A 17,305-nucleotide genomic window follows, 5' to 3' on the forward strand; every position below is an offset into this window, starting at 1 on the left:
CGCCGCCGGCGCCGGGCGGACCCGCCGTCGTCAGAGCAGCGCCGCGACCCAGCCCACCCCATCCGCCGACGCCCGGCGTGACCTCGGCTGTTACTCTTGCGAAGCGTGAGCGCGAAGCCCCAGATCCCCAATGTCCTGGCCTCCCGGTACGCCTCGGCGACCCTGGCCCAGCTGTGGTCCCCCGAGCACAAGGTGGTCCTTGAGCGCCACCTGTGGCTGGCCGTCCTGAAGGCCCAGCAGGACCTCGGTGTCGAGGTGCCGGCGAACGCCGTCGCCGACTACGAGCGGGTGATCGACCAGGTCGACCTCGGCTCGATCGCCGCCCGTGAGCGGATCACCCGCCACGACGTGAAGGCCCGGATCGAGGAGTTCAGCGAGCTCGCCGGCCACGAGCAGATCCACAAGGGCATGACCTCGCGGGATCTGACCGAGAACGTCGAGCAGCTGCAGATCCGCCAGTCGCTGGAGCACGTGCGCGACCGCACGGTGGCCGTGCTGGTCCGCCTGGCCAAGCTGGCCGCCCAGCACTCCGAGCTGGTCATGGCCGGTCGCTCGCACAACGTGGCCGCGCAGGCCACCACCCTGGGCAAGCGCTTCGCGTCGATCACCGACGAGCTGCTGGTCGCCTTCCGCCGCCTGGAGGAGCTGATCGCCCGCTACCCGCTGCGCGGGATCAAGGGCCCGGTCGGCACCGCCCAGGACATGCTGGACCTGCTCGGCGGGGACACCGAGAAGCTCGCCGAGCTGGAGCGCCGGGTCGCCGGGCACCTCGGCTTCGACAACGTGCTGACCAGCGTCGGCCAGGTCTACCCGCGCTCGCTGGACTTCGAGGTGCTCACCGCCCTCGTCCAGCTGTCCGCCGCGCCGTCCAGCCTGGCCAAGACCATCCGCCTGATGGCCGGCCACGAGCTCGTCACGGAGGGCTTCAAGGAGGGCCAGGTCGGCTCCTCGGCGATGCCGCACAAGATGAACACCCGCTCCTGCGAGCGCGTCAACGGCCTGGCCGTCATCCTGCGCGGCTACGCCTCGATGACCGGCGAGCTGGCCGGCGACCAGTGGAACGAGGGCGACGTCTCCTGCTCGGTGGTGCGCCGGGTCGCGCTGCCGGACGCCTTCTTCGCCTTCGACGGCCTGCTGGAGACCTTCCTGACCGTTCTCGACGAGTTCGGCGCCTTCCCCGCCGTGATCGAGACCGAGCTGGACCGCTACCTGCCGTTCCTCGCCACCACCAAGGTGCTGATGGGCGCGGTGCGCGCGGGCGTCGGCCGGGAGACCGGGCACGAGGTCATCAAGGAGCACGCCGTCGCCTCGGCACTGGCGATGCGCGCGGGCGCCCGGGAGAACGAGCTGCTGGACCGTCTGGCCGCCGACGAGCGGATCCCGTTGGACCGCGCCGCGCTGGACGCGCTGCTGGCCGACAAGCTCTCCTTCACCGGTGCGGCCGGCGCCCAGGTAGCCGAGGTGGTCCGCCGGGTGGAGGCCGTCGCGGCCGCCTACCCGGAGGCCGCCAAGTACTCGCCGGGTGACATCCTCTGAGGTCGATGTCCCGTGACGTCCCGGTGAGGTGACGTCGCGTCAGCTCTCGGGCGTGGGCCCCGCCGCCGGACCGGTGGCGGGGTCCACGCGCGTGTGGACGTGGCCCGGGTCGAAGGGCGGCGTGGTGGTGCCGCAGGGCCAGTCGCAGTTCGGCTCGGCGACCGGCTTCTCCTCGGGCGCCAGCACGTTGCCCCGGATGGTGGCGAACGCGATCAGCCCGCCGGTGGCCAGCAGGCCCGCGCAGATCAGCATCGCCGTGTGGAAGGCGGAGTCGACCTCGGAGGGCACCTGGTAGGCGTTGCCGCTCAGCCCGGCCAGGGCCGGCAGGGCGGCCACCGCGAGCAGGCCGGCCGCGCGGGCGGCGGCGTTGTTGACCCCGCTGGCGATGCCCGCGTGCCGGACCTCGACAGCGGCCAGCACCGTCGCCGTCAGCGGCGCCACCAGCAGGGTCATCCCGCAGCCCATCACCGTGACGGCGGGCAGCACGTCCGTCCAGTACGACGAGTCGGAGCCGATGCGGAGCATCAGCAGTACCCCGGCGGCGCAGATCAGGGGGCCGACGGTGAGCGGGATCCGCGGGCCGATCCGCTTGCCGAGCCGGCCGGCGCGGGCCGACAGCAGCAGCATCAGGATGGTGATCGGCACCAGCGCGAAGCCCGAGACCAGCGGTGAGAACCCGGCGACGATCTGCAGCTGCACCACCAGCAGGAAGAACACGCCGCTGAAGGCCGCGTACACGCAGAGGGTCACCAGGTTCACGGCGGTGAACAGCCGGGAGGAGAAGAGGCCGAGCGGCAGCATCGGTTCGGGCGCGCGGCGCTCGACGGTGACGAAGGCGACGCCGAGCACCACGCCGATCACGCCGCTGACCCAGACCGCGGGGGACACGCCCTCGCCGGCCGCGGTCAGCGCGTAGGTGATCGCGCCGAGCGCGAGCGCGGCGAGCACCGCGCCCGGCACGTCGAAGCGGCCGGTGGCGCTCTCGTCCCGGCTCTCCGGTACGGACCGGGTGGTGACCGCGATGACGGCGGCCGCGAGCGGCAGGTTCAGCAGGAAGATCCAGCGCCAGCCGGGGCCGTCCACCAGCCAGCCGCCGAGGAAGGGGCCGACCGCGGCCGACACCCCGCCGAGGCCGGACCACAGGCCGACCGCCGCCGAGCGGTCGTCAGGGTGGAAGACGGCCTGGAGCATGGCGAGCGAGCCGGGCGTGAGCAGCGCCCCGCCGATGCCCTGGACGGCGCGGGCGGCGATCAGCACCTGGATGTTCGGCGCGGCGGCGCAGGCCGCGGAGGCGACGGCGAACCAGACCACGCCGATCAGGAAGACCCGGCGTCTGCCGTACCGGTCGCCGAGCGCGCCGCCGAGCAGGATCAGGCCCGCCAGGGTGAGCAGATAGGCGTTCAGCGTCCATTGCAGGGACGCCAGTGAGGCGCCCAGGTCGGCGCCGATGCGGGGCAGGGCGACGTTCACCACGGTGCCGTCGAGCATCGCCATGCTGGATCCGAGCACCGTTGCCAGGAGTACCCAGCGACCCTGCGCGGTGCCCAGGCGCAGGGTGCCTGCTTCGGAGGTGGCCACGGCCCGATCCTGGCCCCGTGGGGCGTACGTGACAAGGCTCACCGGTGGGTGTGTTGGAGGCTGCCGGTGCGTGAGCGGACGACTGCGCAGTGCCGTCGTCGTCGGCGCAGGGTCGTGGATCAGTGGCACGGGGTGAATGGATGGTGTACACACCGTGCCGCGGATCATTCGGAGGGTGACCGGATCCCCGGGGGTCGTCGCGGATTCAAGAGATCGACATTGCTTCACCCGAACGGATGGGTTTTAGTTCAGCGACCGCCCGGCCAGCCCGGACGGATCCACCGGGTGGAACGCCGAGTCCTGCCGCTGCCCGGGTGGTTCGAACTGAACTCTGTACGGCAGGAGCGGGGGACCCACAGGTAAGTCGCCGGACCGGAGTTCGCGCCTCAGGGCGCGGGCGTCCAGGGCCGGCTTGGGGTGAAGCCGCGCATGCGGCCGGGCAACTCCAGCCCGAACCCGACAGCTCACCTCGCAGGCGTCGGAGAGGAAACTTCCATGCCTGCTCAGGCTCGTCGTATCGCCCTGCCCCGCGCCGCCCGCATCGGCATCGCCACTGCCGTCACCGGCGCCGCCTTCGCCCTTCCGCTCGTGACCGCGATCAGCGCCCAGGCCCACACCGCCCCGGCCGCCCCCGCCGCTGCTGCCGCCCCCGCTGCTGCCGCTGCTGCCGCCCCCGCCGCCGACGCCAAGCCGGCCGCTCCGGCTGCCGCGCACGAGAGCTACCGCGTCGTCAGCGGTGACACCCTGTCCAAGATCGCCGACGTCAAGAACGTCGAGGGCGGCTGGCACGCGCTGTACGAGCAGAACCGCTCGGTCGTCGGCGCCAACCCGAACCTGATCTTCCCGGGCCAGCAGCTCACCATCGCGGGTCACGCCGCCGCGCCGTCCGCCGACGCCGCCCCGGCGAAGCCGGCCGCTCCGGCCAAGCCCGCCGCTCCGGCCAAGCCGCAGGTCAAGGTCCAGGCCAAGACCGAGGCCGCGAAGCCGGCCGCCCCGGTGCAGACCCAGGTTCAGACCGCCGCTCCGGCCCCGGCCGTGACCGCCGCTCCGGTCGCCGCCACCGCCGGCTACGTCGCGCCGCTGGCCAACCCGGTCCTGGGCGAGGCCTACGGTGTCGCCGGCTCGATGTGGGCCTCCGGCCACCACACCGGCCAGGACTTCGTCTGCTCCACCGGTACCCCGCTGCGCGCCGTCGCCAACGGTGTCGTGGTCAAGGCCGGCAACGGCGGCGCCTACGGCAACGAGGTCGAGATCAAGCTCGCCGACGGCAAGTACGCGCAGTACGCGCACCTCTCGTCGATCGGCGTGAAGATCGGTCAGACCGTCACCGCCGGCCAGCAGCTCGGCCTCTCCGGCGCCACCGGCAACGTGACCGGCCCGCACCTGCACTTCGAGATCCGCACCACCCCGGAGTACGGCTCGGACATCAACCCGGTCACCTACCTGCGCGCGCACGGCGTCGCGCTCTGACCCTTCCGGGGTTTCAGGAACCACCGCTGCTGCGGAGCGAATCGATCCTCCGGGATGGTCATGTCGGGTGACCGCTCGACCGGGTGATCGCCGCACAGTGGACATGGGCGCGGGACACGCCCAGGCCGGCCCGGCTCGCGGGACCCACCTCCCTCGCGAGCCGGGCCGGCCGCTGCCATTTCCGGGGCCGGTGCGGCACGGGGGTTCGCTCCGGCGTGGTTGGTGCGGCCGGCCGGTGGGTCGATCCGTTCGCACGGTCCGCCTGCTGAACGCGCTGAAGGGGATCGGGAGTCAGGCGCGGTGGGCGGGCTGGCCGTACCGGGCGGCGGTCAGCAGGTCCTGCATCCGGTGGCCGAAGTCCTCGACGTCGCGGGCCGGTTCGGGGAAGACCAGGCGGACGTCGCGATGGCCGTCGGGGTGGTCCAGGCGCAGCACCAGGCCGTGGCGGTCCAGGGCGAGCGGGCGGACGTCCGGGTTCCGGGCGAGCAGCACCGGGTCGAGCAGGCGGGTGAGGACGTCGAGCGCGTCGGCGTGGTCGTCGGCGAAGTGGGTGAGCATCGCGGCCTCGTGGCGGGCCATCGGGTCGGGGGTGGCGTGGGCGAGGCCGGCGGCGGTGACCGCGCCGGTGCCGTACGGGGTGGCGAGGACGGCGTGTGCCACGTCCACGCGCAGGTGGACGCTGAGGCCGTCGTCGGCGAGGTGGGCCAGCCGGAGCCGGCCGGCCAGGGTGAGGCGGGCGCGGACGCGGTCGCGGACGGCGACGGGGGAGACGTCGGTGACGTCGAGGACGACGGCGAGGCCGTCGGTGGCCCGGGTGGCGGCCGCGGTGAGCGGGGCGTCCAGCGGGGCGCGCAGTCGCAGGCGGGAACCGTGGACGGAGACCGGGGTGTCCAGGTCGTGGTGCTCGCCCAGCGCGCGGACGGCGAGCGAGGAGGTCGTGCCGAGCAGGCTCAGGATCCGTTCGGCGGTGGTGGGCTCGGGGACCTCGGTGTCGCCGGTGGGCAGGCTCATGGACGGACCTCCAGTTAGTTAGGTGAGCCTAACCTAATGTTGCTGCCCGGGTGTGGCAAGCGCCGCAGGGCCCGGACGCGCGGGAGGCGTCCGGGCCCTGCCGTGGGTGCAGTCGGGGGCGGGAGCGTCAGGCGACGACGGCCTGGGCGTCGATCTCGACCAGCATCGGCTCCTGCGGGAGCTCGACGAAGACGGTGGTGCGGCAGGGCTTCACCCCGCCGGGCTTGACGTTCTCCTCGATGAACTCGGCGTAGACCTCGTTCATCAGCGGGAAGTCGGCGCGCTTGGTGAGGTAGACGCGGAACATCACCACGTCCTCGATGGTCGCGCCGCCGGCCTCGACGACGGCCTTGACGTTCTCCAGGGTGCGCCGGGTCTGCGCCTTCACGTCGCCGTGGTGGAGGTACTCGCCGGTCGCCGGGTCCTGCGGGCCCTGGCCGGAGACCTGCAGGATGGGACCCTTGCGGACGCCCTGGGAGAACGTCCAGGCCGGGGCGGGGGCGCCGTCGGTGCGGATCTCGACCTTCTCGGCGGCCTGGGCGGTCTCGGCGGGCTGGGGGCGCTCGGCGGGCATGGGGCTCCTTGGCGTGAAGTACGTGAGGTGACGGATCGTCAGTTCTGGCCGGGGCGGCCGCAGTCGGCCGAGACGGCGCGGGCGGTGGCGAGCAGGTGCGGGAGGAGGTCCAGCACCTGCTCGTACGGCAGGACGACGTCCGGGACGGAGATGGAGGCCGCGGCGACGACCCGGCCGCTGGCGTCCCGGACGGGCGCGGCCACGCAGTTGATGAAGGACTCGTGCTCGGCGTGGTCCTGCGCCCAGCCCTGGGCGGCGACCTTCTCCAGTTCCGCGAGCAGCGCCTCGGGCGTGGTGAGGGTGCGTTCGGTGTGCGGGGTGAAGTCGATCCCGGCCACCACCCGGCGCCGCTCGGGCAGCGGGAGGTCGGCCAGCAGCACCTTGGAGACGGCGGCGCTGTGCAGCGCGGCGCGCAGGCCGATGCGGGAGTACATCCGGACCGGGTGACGGGAGTCGAACTTGTCGATGTAGACCACCTCGCCGCCCTCGTACGCGGCCAGGTGCACGGTCTGGCCGGTGGCGGCGTTCAGCTCGGCCAGGTGCGGGGCGGCGATCCGGCGGATGCCGCGCTGCTCCAGGGCCAGGCCGGAGAGGGCGAAGAGGCCGGCGCCCAGGTGGTAGCGGTAGGCCGCGTCGCGATAGACGAATCGTTCCTCTTCGAGGCTCTGGAGCAGCCGGAGAACGGTCGTCTTGTGGACGCCGAGCACCTCGGCGAGCTGGTCGAGGGAACGTTCGCCCTCGCCGAGCTGGGCGAGGATGCGCAGGGCGCGGGTGACGGTCTGGCTCATCGTGCTCCGCTTCGAGGGCCGGGGTTGCTGCTCATTGTGCCCGGGTGCGGTCGGCGGGCGGGACGTGGTCGGCGAGGCCGGTGGGGCCGGCCGGATCGGTGGGGCCGGTCGGGCCGGTGGGGCGCGTGCGGTCGGCGGGCAGGGCGGGGCCGGTGATGCCGTCCGCGGTGACCCGGGTGGCGGCCCAGTCCGCGGGCGAGGCGTCGAGCAGCGCCGCCACCACGGCGGCGGGCGGCGGCTCGGCCTGGTCGCCGTGGGCGGTCAGGGCGCAGGCGGCGCTCAGGTGGCCGAGCCGCAGGCGGCGGCGCTGGTCCAGGCCCCGGACGGTGCCGGCCAGGTAACCGGCCGCGAAGGCGTCGCCCGCGCCGGTGGCCTCGACCACCTCGACGGCGAGGGCCGGTTCGGTGACCGCCGTGCCGTCGCGCCCCAGGGCGGTGACGTGCCGGGCGGAGTCCTTGACGACGACGGTCGCGGGGGACGGGAAGCGACGGCGCAGGGCGGCCGGGTCGCCGGTGCCGAACGCGGCCTGCGCCTCGTCCGTGCCGAGCAGCAGCAGGTCGGCGGCGTCCAGCAGCGGGGGCAGCACGGCCGGGTCGCGGTCCCGCCACAGCGAGGGGCGCCAGTTGAGGTCGAAGCTGACCAGCCCCCGGCCCCCGGCCGGCCGGGCCCCCGTGGTGTGGCGGCGCTCGACGACGAGGTCACGCAGCAGGGCGAGGCAGTCGTCGGAGAGCGCGGCGGTGATGCCGGACAGGTGCAGCAGTCGGGCGTCGGCCAGCAGCCGGGCGGTGTCCGGGTCGGCGAGCAGTGCGGGGGACAGTGCGGCGGCCGCGGAACCGCGCCGGTGGTAGTGCAGCCGGCTGCGCCCGGGGCCGAGGTCGTGGTCGTGGCCGGTGGAGCCGCCGACCTCCTTGAGGTAGAGGCCGGTCGGGCGGTGCGGGTCGACCGCGACCGCCGAGACGTCCACGCCGCGGGCGGCGAGCTCGGCCAGCAGCCGCCGGCCGAAGCCGTCGGCGCCGACCCGGCTGATCCAGGCGGTCGGCACGCCGAGTGCGGCCAGCACGCCGGCCGTGTTGGACTCGGCGCCGCCGACGGAGAGCCGGAAGGTCTCCACCGACTCCAGCGGGCCGGGGCGGTCCGGGAGCAGGACGGCCATCGACTCGCCCACGCACACGGCCGTCGGAGGAGGGCCCGGGCGGGCCGGGCCCGGGGTGTCCTGTCGCGGCATGTGCGGGGCTCCTCGTCTGTGGCCGTTGCGTCGAGAGCGGGCCCACGCCGTCGATCGACCGTCCGCCTGGTCGGGTGCGGGCCTGGTCCGTTGAACGTGAGTCAGTTCCGTTGACCGTGATCCGGCGCCGATGCTAGAACCGTGCTGCCAGCATGCGCAACCCGCGTTGCACATGTTGCAACCTGGCGGATGGAGGAGGAGCGTGCAGCAGACCTTCGCAAGCAGCGGCACCGGGCCGGGCATCGCCCGCGACGCGGTGGCGGCGCTGGCCGACGAGCCGCTGGACTGGCGGTTCAAGGCCGCCCCGCCGGACTCCCACTCCGACCGGCGGCCGGGGGCCGCCACCGGGAGCCGCGCCGTGCGGGAGTGGCTGACCGGCGGCCCGACCCTCTCCTCGCTCGGCACCCCGCTGCTCACCCTCGACGGCGCCGCACTCGCGCACAACGTCCGCACCATGGCCGACTGGTGCGCCAAGGCGGGCGTCGCGCTCGCCCCGCACGGCAAGACCACCATGGCCCCCGCCCTGTGGCAGGCCCAGCTCGACGCCGGGGCCCACGGCATCACCCTCGCCAACCTGCCCCAGGTGCGGGTCGCCCGGGCCTTCGGGGTGCAGCGGATCCTGCTCGCCAACACCCTGCTCGACCCGGCCGGACTGGCCTGGCTCGCCGACGAACTGGCCGCCGACCCGGACTTCGCCTTCCTCTCCTGGGTCGACTCCGCCGAGAGCGTGCGGCTGATGGACGCGGCCCTGCGCGCCGCCGGGGCCGAGCGGAAGGTCGAGGTGCTGGTCGAACTCGGCGGCCCCGGCGGGCGCTCCGGCGCCCGCGGGGAGGACGCCGCCGTCGAGGTCGCCGCCGCAGTGCTGCGCGCCCCCACCCTGCGCCTCGCCGGCGTCGGCGGGTACGAGGGCGCGCTCGCGCACGACGCCTCGGCCGCCGGACTGGCCGCCGTCCGCGGCTACCTCCGGGCCCTGGCCGGGCTCCACGGCCGGCTCGCGCGCGCCTACCCGGACGACGCGCCACCGGTGGTCACGGCCGGCGGCAGCGCCTACTTCGACCTGGTGGCCGAGGAGACGACCGGTCTGCCGGACGCCCTGGTCGTCCTGCGCTCGGGTGCGTACGTCGCCCACGACGACGGCTTCTACCGCGGCGTCTCGCCGCTCGCCCGGGCCGACGGCGGGACGCCGTTCCGCGGCGCGCTGCACGGCTGGGCCAGGGTGATCTCCCGGCCCGAACCGCAACTCGCCCTGCTGGACGCCGGAAAGCGCGACCTGCCCTTCGACGAGGGCCTGCCCGAGCCGCAACGGGTGCGCGGAGGAGCCGAGTTGACGGGGACGGCGGCCCGGATCAGCGCGCTCAACGACCAGCACGCCTTCCTGCGGGACGCGGGCGACCTCGCGCCGATCGGCGCGGTGCTGCGCCTGGGCGTGTCGCACCCGTGCACCGCCTTCGACAAATGGACGGCGATCCCCGTGCTGGACTCCGCGGACGTGGCCGAGCCGAAGGTCACCGGGCTGGTCAGGACGTTCTTCTGATGGCCGGGGAGGGAGCGGCAGGGGCGGTCGGGGAGAGCGCGACGAGCAGCGTGAGGGCGGCGAACCGGGCGAACCCGGTGGGCCCGACCGTCTTCCGGGGCGCCATCGTCGTGGACGGCACCGGTGCGGACCGCTACCGCGCGGACGTACGGATCGCCGACGGCCTGATCACCGACGTCGGCGACCGCCTCGACGCACCCGAGGTGGTGGATGCCGACGGGCTGGTCCTGACCCCCGGCTTCATCGACATGCACGCCCACTCCGACCTCGCCCTGCTGCTCGAACCCGAGCACCCGGCCAAGGTCACCCAGGGCGTCACCTGCGAGGTCCTCGGCCAGGACGGCCTGTCCTACGCGCCGGTGGACGACACCACACTGCCCGCGCTGCGCCGCCAACTCGCGGGCTGGAACGGCGATCCGGCCGGCCTCGACTGGGACTGGCGCGACGTCGCCGGCTACCTCGACCGGATCGACCGGACCGGCGTCGCCGTCAATGCCTGCTACCTCGTCCCGCACGGCACACTGCGCACCCTCGCCATGGGCTGGGCCGACCGGCCGCCCAACCCGGCCGAACTCGACCGGATGCGCCAGGTGTTGGCGAAGAGCCTGCTGGACGGCGCGGTCGGCATGTCCAGCGGCCTCAGCTACACCCCGGGCTCGTACGCGGACACCGCCGAACTGGTGGAGCTGTGCACCATCGTCGCGGCCTACGGGGGCTTCCACGCTCCGCACCAACGCTCCTACGGCGAGGGGGCGTTGGATGGCTATGCGGAGATGGTGGAGATCTCCCGGCGGAGCGGCTGCGGGCTGCACCTGACCCACGCCACGATGAACTTCGGCGTCAACCGGGGCCGGGCCGGCGAGCTGCTGGAGCTGGTCGACCGAGCGCTCGCCGACGGCGTCGACCTCACCCTGGACAGCTACCCCTACCTCCCCGGATCCACCACCCTCGCGGCCCTGCTGCCGAGCTGGGCCACCGAGGGCGGACCGGAGGCGACACTGGCCAGACTGACCGACCCGGCGCAGTGCGCCCGGATCCGGTACGAGGTGGAGGAGAAGGGCAGCGACGGCTGCCACGGCGTGGTCACCGACTGGGCGACGATCCAGGTCTCCGGCGTCCGGTCGGCAGAGCTGGCCCCGGCCGTCGGCCGGACCGTCGCCGAGATCGCCGACGAGGAGCGACGCACGGGCACCGAGGTGTTCCTCGACCTGCTGCGCCGGGACGAGTTGGCCACCACGATCCTCCAGCACGTCGGGCACGAGGAGAACGTCCGGGCGATCATGCGCCACCGGGTACACACCGTCGGCAGCGACGGGCTGCTGGTCGGCGCCCGGCCGCACCCGCGGGCCTGGGGCACCTTCCCGCGCTACCTCGGCCACTACAGCCGGGAGTCGGGCGTGCTGACGCTGGAGGAGGCCGTCGCCCGGATGACCGGCCGGCCCGCCGCCCGGCTGGGCCTGCACCGGCGTGGCCGGATCGCCCCCGGCCACCACGCCGACCTGGTGCTCCTCGACCCCGAACGGGTCCGGGACACCGCGACCTTCGAGCACCCCCGGCGGCCCGCGGAGGGCATCGAGTCCGTGTACGTCAACGGCACCGCCGTCGTCCGGCAGGGTCGCACCACCGGGGCCCGCCCCGGGCGCGCCCTGCGCCGCACCGACCGAGGAACCCGAGCCGCATGACACCCCTCGCCTCCCTGCAGACCGACCGGGTGATCGCGGTGGTCCGCGCACCGGACATCCCGGACGCTCCCGCGCTGTGCGCCGCACTCGCCGCCGGGGGCATCCGGTGGACGGAGTTCACCTACACCACGCCGGATGTGACGACGCATCTGCGGCACGCCGCGCAGGCCGGGCACCGGGTCGGCGTCGGCACCGTGCTGACCGCCGAGCAGGCCGAGCGCGGGGTCGCGGCCGGCGCCTCCTTCCTGGTGACGCCCGGCTGCCGCCCCGAGGTCGCGGCGGCGGCGAAGGGCGCCGGGGTGCCGGTGGTGCTCGGGGCGCTCACCCCGACCGAGGTGGCCCGCGCGGTGGACCTGGGTGCCGCCGCCGTCAAGATCTTCCCGGCCCGGGCGTTCGGGCCCGGCTATTTCAAGGACCTCCGCGGCCCGTACCCGGGCGTGCCGCTGGTGGCCTCGGGCGGGGTGAACGCGGGCAACGCCGCCGAGTTCCTGGGGCAGGGCGCGCTCGCGGTCTGCGCGGGGACGGACGTGGTGCCGCCGGAGGCGGTCGCGGCGGGGGACTGGACGGAGATCACCCGGCGGGCCCGGGCGTTCACGGAAGCGTGCGGCGAGGCGTAGCGGCGCTGCCGCCACGCGCGGCGGTACACCGCGGCGGAGGGGCGCGGAGGGACGCCGGGAGGTGTGCCGGGAGACGGGCCGCGACGCGCAGCGGAGACACGCCGGGAGGCACGGGGGCCGGGAGCGGCGGTGGCGGGGCGAGGCGGACTGTCGGGACGGCCGGGAACGGACGAGAATCGGTGGCACCCGGTTCGGCCCCCGGCCGAGTCCGGCCCGGCTCAGCCCCGCCCGGTGCACCCCGGGCCCCGGACCCGGTAGGAGGAACCCACCCATGACCTCGACCCGCCCCGGCCCCGACTGGCTCGCCGACGCCGTCCTCTACCAGATCTACCCGCAGACCTTCGCCGACTCCGACGGCGACGGCATCGGCGACTTCGCCGGCATCGCGGAGCACCTCGACCACCTCGCCTGGCTCGGCGTCGACACCGTGTGGCTCAACCCCTGCTTCGCCTCGCCGTTCCGCGACGCCGGCTACGACATCACCGACTACCTCGCCCCGGCCCCGCGCTACGGCAGCACCGAGGACCTGGTCGGGCTGGTCGAGGCCGCCCGCCGCCGCGGCATCAGGATCCTGCTGGACCTGGTCGCCGGGCACACCTCCGACCGCCACCCCTGGTTCCTGGCCGCCGCCGAGGACGCGTCCGACCACCGCTACATCTGGTCCGACCGGCCGGTGGACGGCTTCGTGGCCTCGCCCGGCAGCCGCCCGGGCTGGTACCGGCCGAACTTCTTCGACTGCCAGCCCGCCCTCAACTTCGGCTACGCGCGCAGCAGTCCGGCCGAGCCCTGGCGTCAGCCGGTGGACGCCGAGGGGCCGCGCGCCAACCGGGCGGCGCTGCGCGACATCATGGCGCACTGGCTCGGCCTCGGCGTGTCCGGCTTCCGGGTGGACATGGCGTACTCGCTGGTCAAGGACGACCCGGGCAAGGCCGAGACCGCCAAACTCTGGACCGAGCTGCGGGACTGGCTGGACCGCGCCCACCCCCGGGCCGCCCTGCTCGCCGAGTGGGGCGAGCCGGCCGCCGCCGTCGCGGCCGGCTTCCACGCGGACTTCTTCCTGCACTTCGGCGGCGAGGACCACGGCCTGCCGCTGCGCTCCCTGTGGAACAACAACGGCGGCACGGTCGAGGAGTTCTGGCAGCAGGAGGCCTGCTACTTCGAGGCCGAGGGCCGCGGCACCCCGCAGCCCTTCCTGGACGCCTGGCGCTCCGCCGCCGAACTCACCGAGGGCAACGGGCACATCGTGCTGCCGACCGCCAACCACGACTTCTCGCGGCTGGCCGCCGGCCACCGCACCGCCGAGCAGCTCGCGCCCGCCTTCGCCTTCCTGCTCACCTGGCCCACCCTCCCGGCCGTCTACTACGGCGACGAGATCGGCATGCGCTACCTGGCCGGCCTGCCCGACACCGAGGGCAGCGTGCTCGGGCCGCGCTTCAACCGGGCCGGCTCGCGCACCCCGATGCAGTGGACGCCCGGCCCCACTGCGGGCTTCTCCGGTGCGCAGGCGGAGCGGCTGTACCTGCCGGTGGACCCGGACCCGCACCGCCCGGACGTGCTCTCCCAGCGCGCCGACCCGACCTCGCTGCTGCACACCGTCCGGCGGCTGATCGCGCTGCGCCGGGCGCACCCGGGGCTGGGCTCGGCCGGTGGGGTGGAGGTCCGGCAGGCCGGCTACCCGCTGGTGTACACCCGGGCCGGGCGGTACCTGGTGGCGGTCAACCCGCGCCGGGAGCCGGGGGCCGTACGGCTGTCGGACGTGCTGCCGGAGCAGCTGCGGGGCGTGGTGCCGGCGGCCGTCCGGCCGTTGCAGGTGCAGGGCGTGCGGCTGGCGGACGGGGAGCTGCGGGCGGACGGGTTCTCCTACGGGGTGTTCGACCTGGGCTGATCGCGGGCGGCGGGGGCCGGTCCCGGGGGCTCGCCCTCGGGGCCGACCCGGGGTCGGCTTCCGTCCGATGTCGGATGGTTGTAAGCTGCATCCATAGATAGTTGCATTTGCCACCTGCATTGGTTGCATTTACCACTCTCTTGCCCCGTGCGAGACACCACCGGAGGACGGTACGAACGCCATGAGCACACCCCAGAACCCCGCCGCGGCGCCCACCCCGGGGCACTCGCTCAAGCACCTGGCCGTCCATCTGATCACCCCGCTGCTGATGTGCCTCGGCATGGCGCTCGCCTACCAGAGCGCGTTCCACCAACCCGAGCCGCACCACCTCAAGGTCGCCGTCGTCGGCACCACCGAGCAGGCGCACGGCCTGGCGCAGACGATCCGGGAGAAGGCCGGTGACGCGCTCGACGTCCGCACCGTCGACGACCGGTCCGCCGCTGAGCGGCAGCTGCGCGACCGCGACCTGGTCGGCGCCTTCGTCCCGGACGCCAGGAGCCCCGAGCTGATCGTGGCCAAGGGGAACTCGGACACCTCGGTGGTCGCCGCCACGGCGGTGTTCACGAACGTCACCGACCGGCAGGGCGTCCCGCTGCACGTCACCGACCTCACCACCCCGGCCGAGGGTGACCCGACCGGCCAGGGCCTGTTCTTCCTGCTGGTCGCGCTGAGCATCGGCTCGTACGCGAGCGTGGCGGTGATCGGCGCCGCCGGGGCCGGGCTGGGCATGGCGGTCCGGGCGCTCGTCGGGGTGGCGGTCTCGCTGGTGGTCAGCGTCATCGGGATCGTCACCGCCGGGCCGGTGTTCCACGTCGTCGACCACGACGTCGCCGCGGTCTGGGCGTTGGGCTGGCTCTACTCGGCCGGCATCGTGCTGGTCGGCATCGGCCTGCACGGCTTCCTGAAGAAGTGGACCACCCTGGCACTGATGGTGCTGTTCGTGATGCTCAACTTCACGTCCTCGGGCGGCATCTACCGGCCCGAGCTGCAGAACGGCTTCTTCGGTGCCCTGCACGGCTTCTGGACCGGCGCCGGCTTCCTGGAGGGCGCGCGCAGCATCCTGTACTTCGACGGCGGCGCGGGACTCGGCGGCCACGTCGTGACCCTGCTGGTCTGGCTGCTGCTGGGCGGGGCCGCCCTGGTGGCCGCGGCGGCGTACGAGCGACGCGGTCGCCTCCCGGTGGAGACGCCGGCGGAGGCCGAGGAGGAGATGGCGGAAGCGGTCGCGGTCTGACCCCGCCCCCGGAAGGCTTCACCCGGCGCCAGGGCATCGGCACCGGGTGGGGATTCGCGGCCCGCGCCCGGCCCTGGACAAGCCGGACGCGGGCCGACGCGCGGGCCGTGCTCAGACCGGTTCCCCGGGGTCCGCGGGGCCTTGGGGGCCTTCAGGGCCTCCGGGGCCTCCGGGGCATCCGGCCCCCGGGTGGTGCGGGGGTCACGGGGGCGTCCAGCCAGGCGGTGAGCTCGGCCGTGTGCTCGCCGAGCCGGGGCGGGGGCAGCTGGTAGCGCGGAGGGGTGCGGGACAGGCCGATCGGGTTGGCGACCAGGTCCAGCGGGCGGCCGTCCGGGCCGGGCAGCGGGGCACGCGGATCCAAGCCGAGCGAGTCGGCCAGGGCGAAGGCCTCGGCCACGTCGTTGACCGGGCCGCAGGGCACGCCGAGCGGGGTGAGCACCGCGAACCACTCGGCGGCGGTGCGGCGTTCGAGCCGGGCCGTGAGCTCGCGGGCGAGCACGGACACGTGCGCGACCCGCTCGGAGTTGCCGGCGAACCGCGGATCGTCGGCCAGCTCGGGCGCACCGACACCCCGGCAGAGGGCGGCGAACTGGCGGTCGTTGCCGACCGCGACGACCAGCGGGCGGTCGGCGGCAGTGAACACCTCGTACGGGGCGATCGAGGGGTGGCGGTTGCCGAGGATGCCGGGCACGGCGCCGGCCAGGGTGTAGCCGGCGGACTGGTTGACCAGACCGGAGAGCAGGGTGGACAGCAGGTTCAGCTCCACAAGCTGGCCCCGCCCGGTGCTCTCGCGCTCGCGCAGCGCCGCCAGCACGCCGACCGCCGCGTGCAGCCCGGTGAGCACGTCCACCAGTGCGACCCCGGCCTTCACCGGCTCGCCGGGCGCCGGGCCGGTCACCGACATCAGGCCGCCGACCGCCTGCACCAGCAGGTCGTAGCCGGGGAGTCCGGCGCCCTTGCCGGAGCCGAAGCCGGTGATCGAGCAGTAGACGAGCCGGGGGTTGAGGGCCTGTGCCCGGGCGGGGTCGAGGCCGTGCCGCGCCATCGTGCCGGGACGGAAGTTCTCCACCAACACGTCGGCGCGGCGGACGAGTTCGACGGCGCGGGCGAGATCGGCCGGGTCGTGCAGGTCGAGGGTGAGGGAGCGCTTGTTGCGGTTGACGGAGAGGAAGTAGGTGGCCTCGCCCCGGGCGTGGGGCGGGCCCCAGGCGCGGGTGTCGTCGCCGGTGCCGGGCTTCTCGACCTTGATCACGTCGGCGCCGAGGTCGGCCAGCAGCATGGTGAGGTAGGGCGCGGCGAGGACGCGGCCGAAGTCGGCGACCAGGACGCCGTCGAGGGGGAGCCCGGTCATGTGACCGGTCCCCGGTCGGCGGCGGGGCTGTTGGCGGCGGCGCTGTTGGCGGCCGCCGCGGAGCCTGTCGCGGGGCTCGTCTCGGGGCCTGCCGCGGAGTCCGTCTCGGGGCCCATTGCGAGGCCCGTCGCGTCGCCGGAGGGGGCGTCGCCGCGCAGGTGGGGGCGGGCCAGGAGGAGGTAGAGCCCGCCGGCCGCGAGCACGATCACCGCCGAGAGCAGCACGAGGTAGTCGTCGTACCAGGCGGCGTCCGGGGTGCGGCCCCAGCAGATGTTGACGATCGCGGCGACGCCGTAGACCAATGCGCCGACGTTCACCGCGAGCCCCCAGCGCCCGAGCCGGAAGTCTGCGACGGCCGCGATGGTGGACATCAGCGCCAGCAGGTAGACCCAGCCGGTCAGCCAGCCCCAGGTGCGGCCCCAGAGCCGGCGCGCCCACGGGTACACCCCGCCGGCGACCGGGAACTGGGCGACCACCTCGCTGAACACCAGTGCGACCAGCAGCTGGCCGACACCCGCGATCAGGAAGCTCCAGACCATCGGCGGGCCGGCGGTCTTGAGGGAGGAGGCGAAGAGCGTGTACACGCCGACGACGGGGGAGAGACAGGTGAAGCCGAGGGAGAAGTTCGCCCAGAGGCTCATGTCGCGTTTGAACTCGGAGGTGTACCCGAGGGCGGCCAGCCGTTCGGCGTCCGCGTCGGGGGCGTCGCCGGGTGGACCGGCGGCGGTGGCACGTGCACTGGCATCGGTCATGACCTGCTCCTGGGAACGTGTCGTGATGCGTCGGGGGAGTGCGTTGCGGGCGTGCGTCGGGGGAGTGC

Annotated in this window: 14 protein-coding genes and 1 riboswitch; of the genes, 7 read left to right on the top strand and 7 right to left on the bottom strand. The window is 74.3% G+C overall.

Annotated features, from left to right (window positions below; translation table 11 throughout):
- Positions 1-96: 96 nt before the first annotated feature.
- Entirely contained in the window at positions 97-1,536 is a 1,440-nt protein-coding gene (purB, locus tag ACZ7KX_RS16380) for an adenylosuccinate lyase (RefSeq protein WP_470326994.1), read from the top strand.
- 39 nt (positions 1,537-1,575) lie between these two features.
- Here purB and ACZ7KX_RS16385 read toward each other — a convergent pair whose 3' ends face one another.
- Entirely contained in the window at positions 1,576-3,114 is a 1,539-nt protein-coding gene (locus ACZ7KX_RS16385) for an MFS transporter (RefSeq protein WP_470326995.1), read from the bottom strand.
- Positions 3,115-3,426: 312 nt separating this feature from the next.
- Positions 3,427-3,607: riboswitch (cyclic di-AMP (ydaO/yuaA leader) on the top strand.
- A gap of 2 nt (positions 3,608-3,609) precedes the next feature.
- Here ACZ7KX_RS16385 and ACZ7KX_RS16390 point away from each other — a divergent pair.
- A complete protein-coding gene (locus ACZ7KX_RS16390; protein WP_470326996.1) occupies positions 3,610-4,584 on the top strand; it encodes a M23 family metallopeptidase in 975 nt (324 codons plus the stop codon).
- A 291-nt stretch (positions 4,585-4,875) separates the two neighbouring features.
- Here the strand turns inward: ACZ7KX_RS16390 and ACZ7KX_RS16395 are convergent, their stop codons facing one another.
- From ACZ7KX_RS16395 to ACZ7KX_RS16410, 4 genes are all read right to left on the bottom strand, one after another.
- Positions 4,876-5,595, bottom strand: a complete 720-nt coding sequence (locus ACZ7KX_RS16395) for a DUF2470 domain-containing protein (RefSeq protein WP_470326997.1) — start codon at positions 5,593-5,595, stop codon at positions 4,876-4,878.
- 127 nt (positions 5,596-5,722) lie between these two features.
- Entirely contained in the window at positions 5,723-6,169 is a 447-nt protein-coding gene (locus ACZ7KX_RS16400) for a RidA family protein (RefSeq protein ID WP_470326998.1), read from the bottom strand.
- Between the two features lie 38 nt (positions 6,170-6,207).
- Positions 6,208-6,957 carry an IclR family transcriptional regulator gene (locus ACZ7KX_RS16405; protein ID WP_470326999.1) on the bottom strand — a complete coding sequence of 250 codons (750 nt, stop codon included), beginning with the start codon at positions 6,955-6,957 and terminating at the stop codon, positions 6,208-6,210.
- 31 nt (positions 6,958-6,988) lie between these two features.
- Positions 6,989-8,182, bottom strand: coding sequence for a sugar kinase (locus tag ACZ7KX_RS16410; protein ID WP_470327000.1), 1,194 nt, complete (start codon positions 8,180-8,182; stop codon positions 6,989-6,991).
- Positions 8,183-8,384: 202 nt separating this feature from the next.
- Between ACZ7KX_RS16410 and ACZ7KX_RS16415 the strand changes: the two genes are divergently transcribed.
- The 5 genes from ACZ7KX_RS16415 to ACZ7KX_RS16435 all read left to right on the top strand — a co-directional run bounded on the left by ACZ7KX_RS16415 (position 8,385) and on the right by ACZ7KX_RS16435 (position 15,134).
- Positions 8,385-9,716, top strand: a complete 1,332-nt coding sequence (locus ACZ7KX_RS16415) for a type III PLP-dependent enzyme domain-containing protein (protein WP_470327001.1) — start codon at positions 8,385-8,387, stop codon at positions 9,714-9,716.
- Entirely contained in the window at positions 9,716-11,398 is a 1,683-nt protein-coding gene (locus ACZ7KX_RS16420) for an N-acyl-D-amino-acid deacylase family protein (protein ID WP_470327002.1), read from the top strand. Before ACZ7KX_RS16415 ends, ACZ7KX_RS16420 begins: the two co-directional genes overlap by 1 nt.
- Entirely contained in the window at positions 11,395-12,015 is a 621-nt protein-coding gene (locus tag ACZ7KX_RS16425; protein WP_470327003.1) for a bifunctional 4-hydroxy-2-oxoglutarate aldolase/2-dehydro-3-deoxy-phosphogluconate aldolase, read from the top strand. Before ACZ7KX_RS16420 ends, ACZ7KX_RS16425 begins: the two co-directional genes overlap by 4 nt.
- Before the next feature lie 271 nt (positions 12,016-12,286).
- Positions 12,287-13,900 (top strand): alpha-amylase family glycosyl hydrolase, encoded by a 1,614-nt coding sequence (locus tag ACZ7KX_RS16430; RefSeq protein ID WP_470327004.1) that lies wholly within the window; start codon positions 12,287-12,289, stop codon positions 13,898-13,900.
- 181 nt (positions 13,901-14,081) lie between these two features.
- Entirely contained in the window at positions 14,082-15,134 is a 1,053-nt protein-coding gene (locus tag ACZ7KX_RS16435; RefSeq protein WP_470327005.1) for an ABC-2 transporter permease, read from the top strand.
- A 151-nt stretch (positions 15,135-15,285) separates the two neighbouring features.
- On the opposite strand, the gene ACZ7KX_RS16440 is transcribed toward ACZ7KX_RS16435, so the two are convergent.
- Complete coding sequence (locus tag ACZ7KX_RS16440) at positions 15,286-16,485, bottom strand: CaiB/BaiF CoA transferase family protein (protein ID WP_470327006.1); 1,200 nt, start codon at positions 16,483-16,485, stop codon at positions 15,286-15,288.
- Complete coding sequence (locus tag ACZ7KX_RS16445) at positions 16,482-17,237, bottom strand: APC family permease (protein ID WP_470327007.1); 756 nt, start codon at positions 17,235-17,237, stop codon at positions 16,482-16,484. Before ACZ7KX_RS16445 ends, ACZ7KX_RS16440 begins: the two co-directional genes overlap by 4 nt.
- Positions 17,238-17,305 lie beyond the last annotated feature (68 nt).

The organism is Kitasatospora sp. NPDC038210 (genome assembly GCF_055600605.1).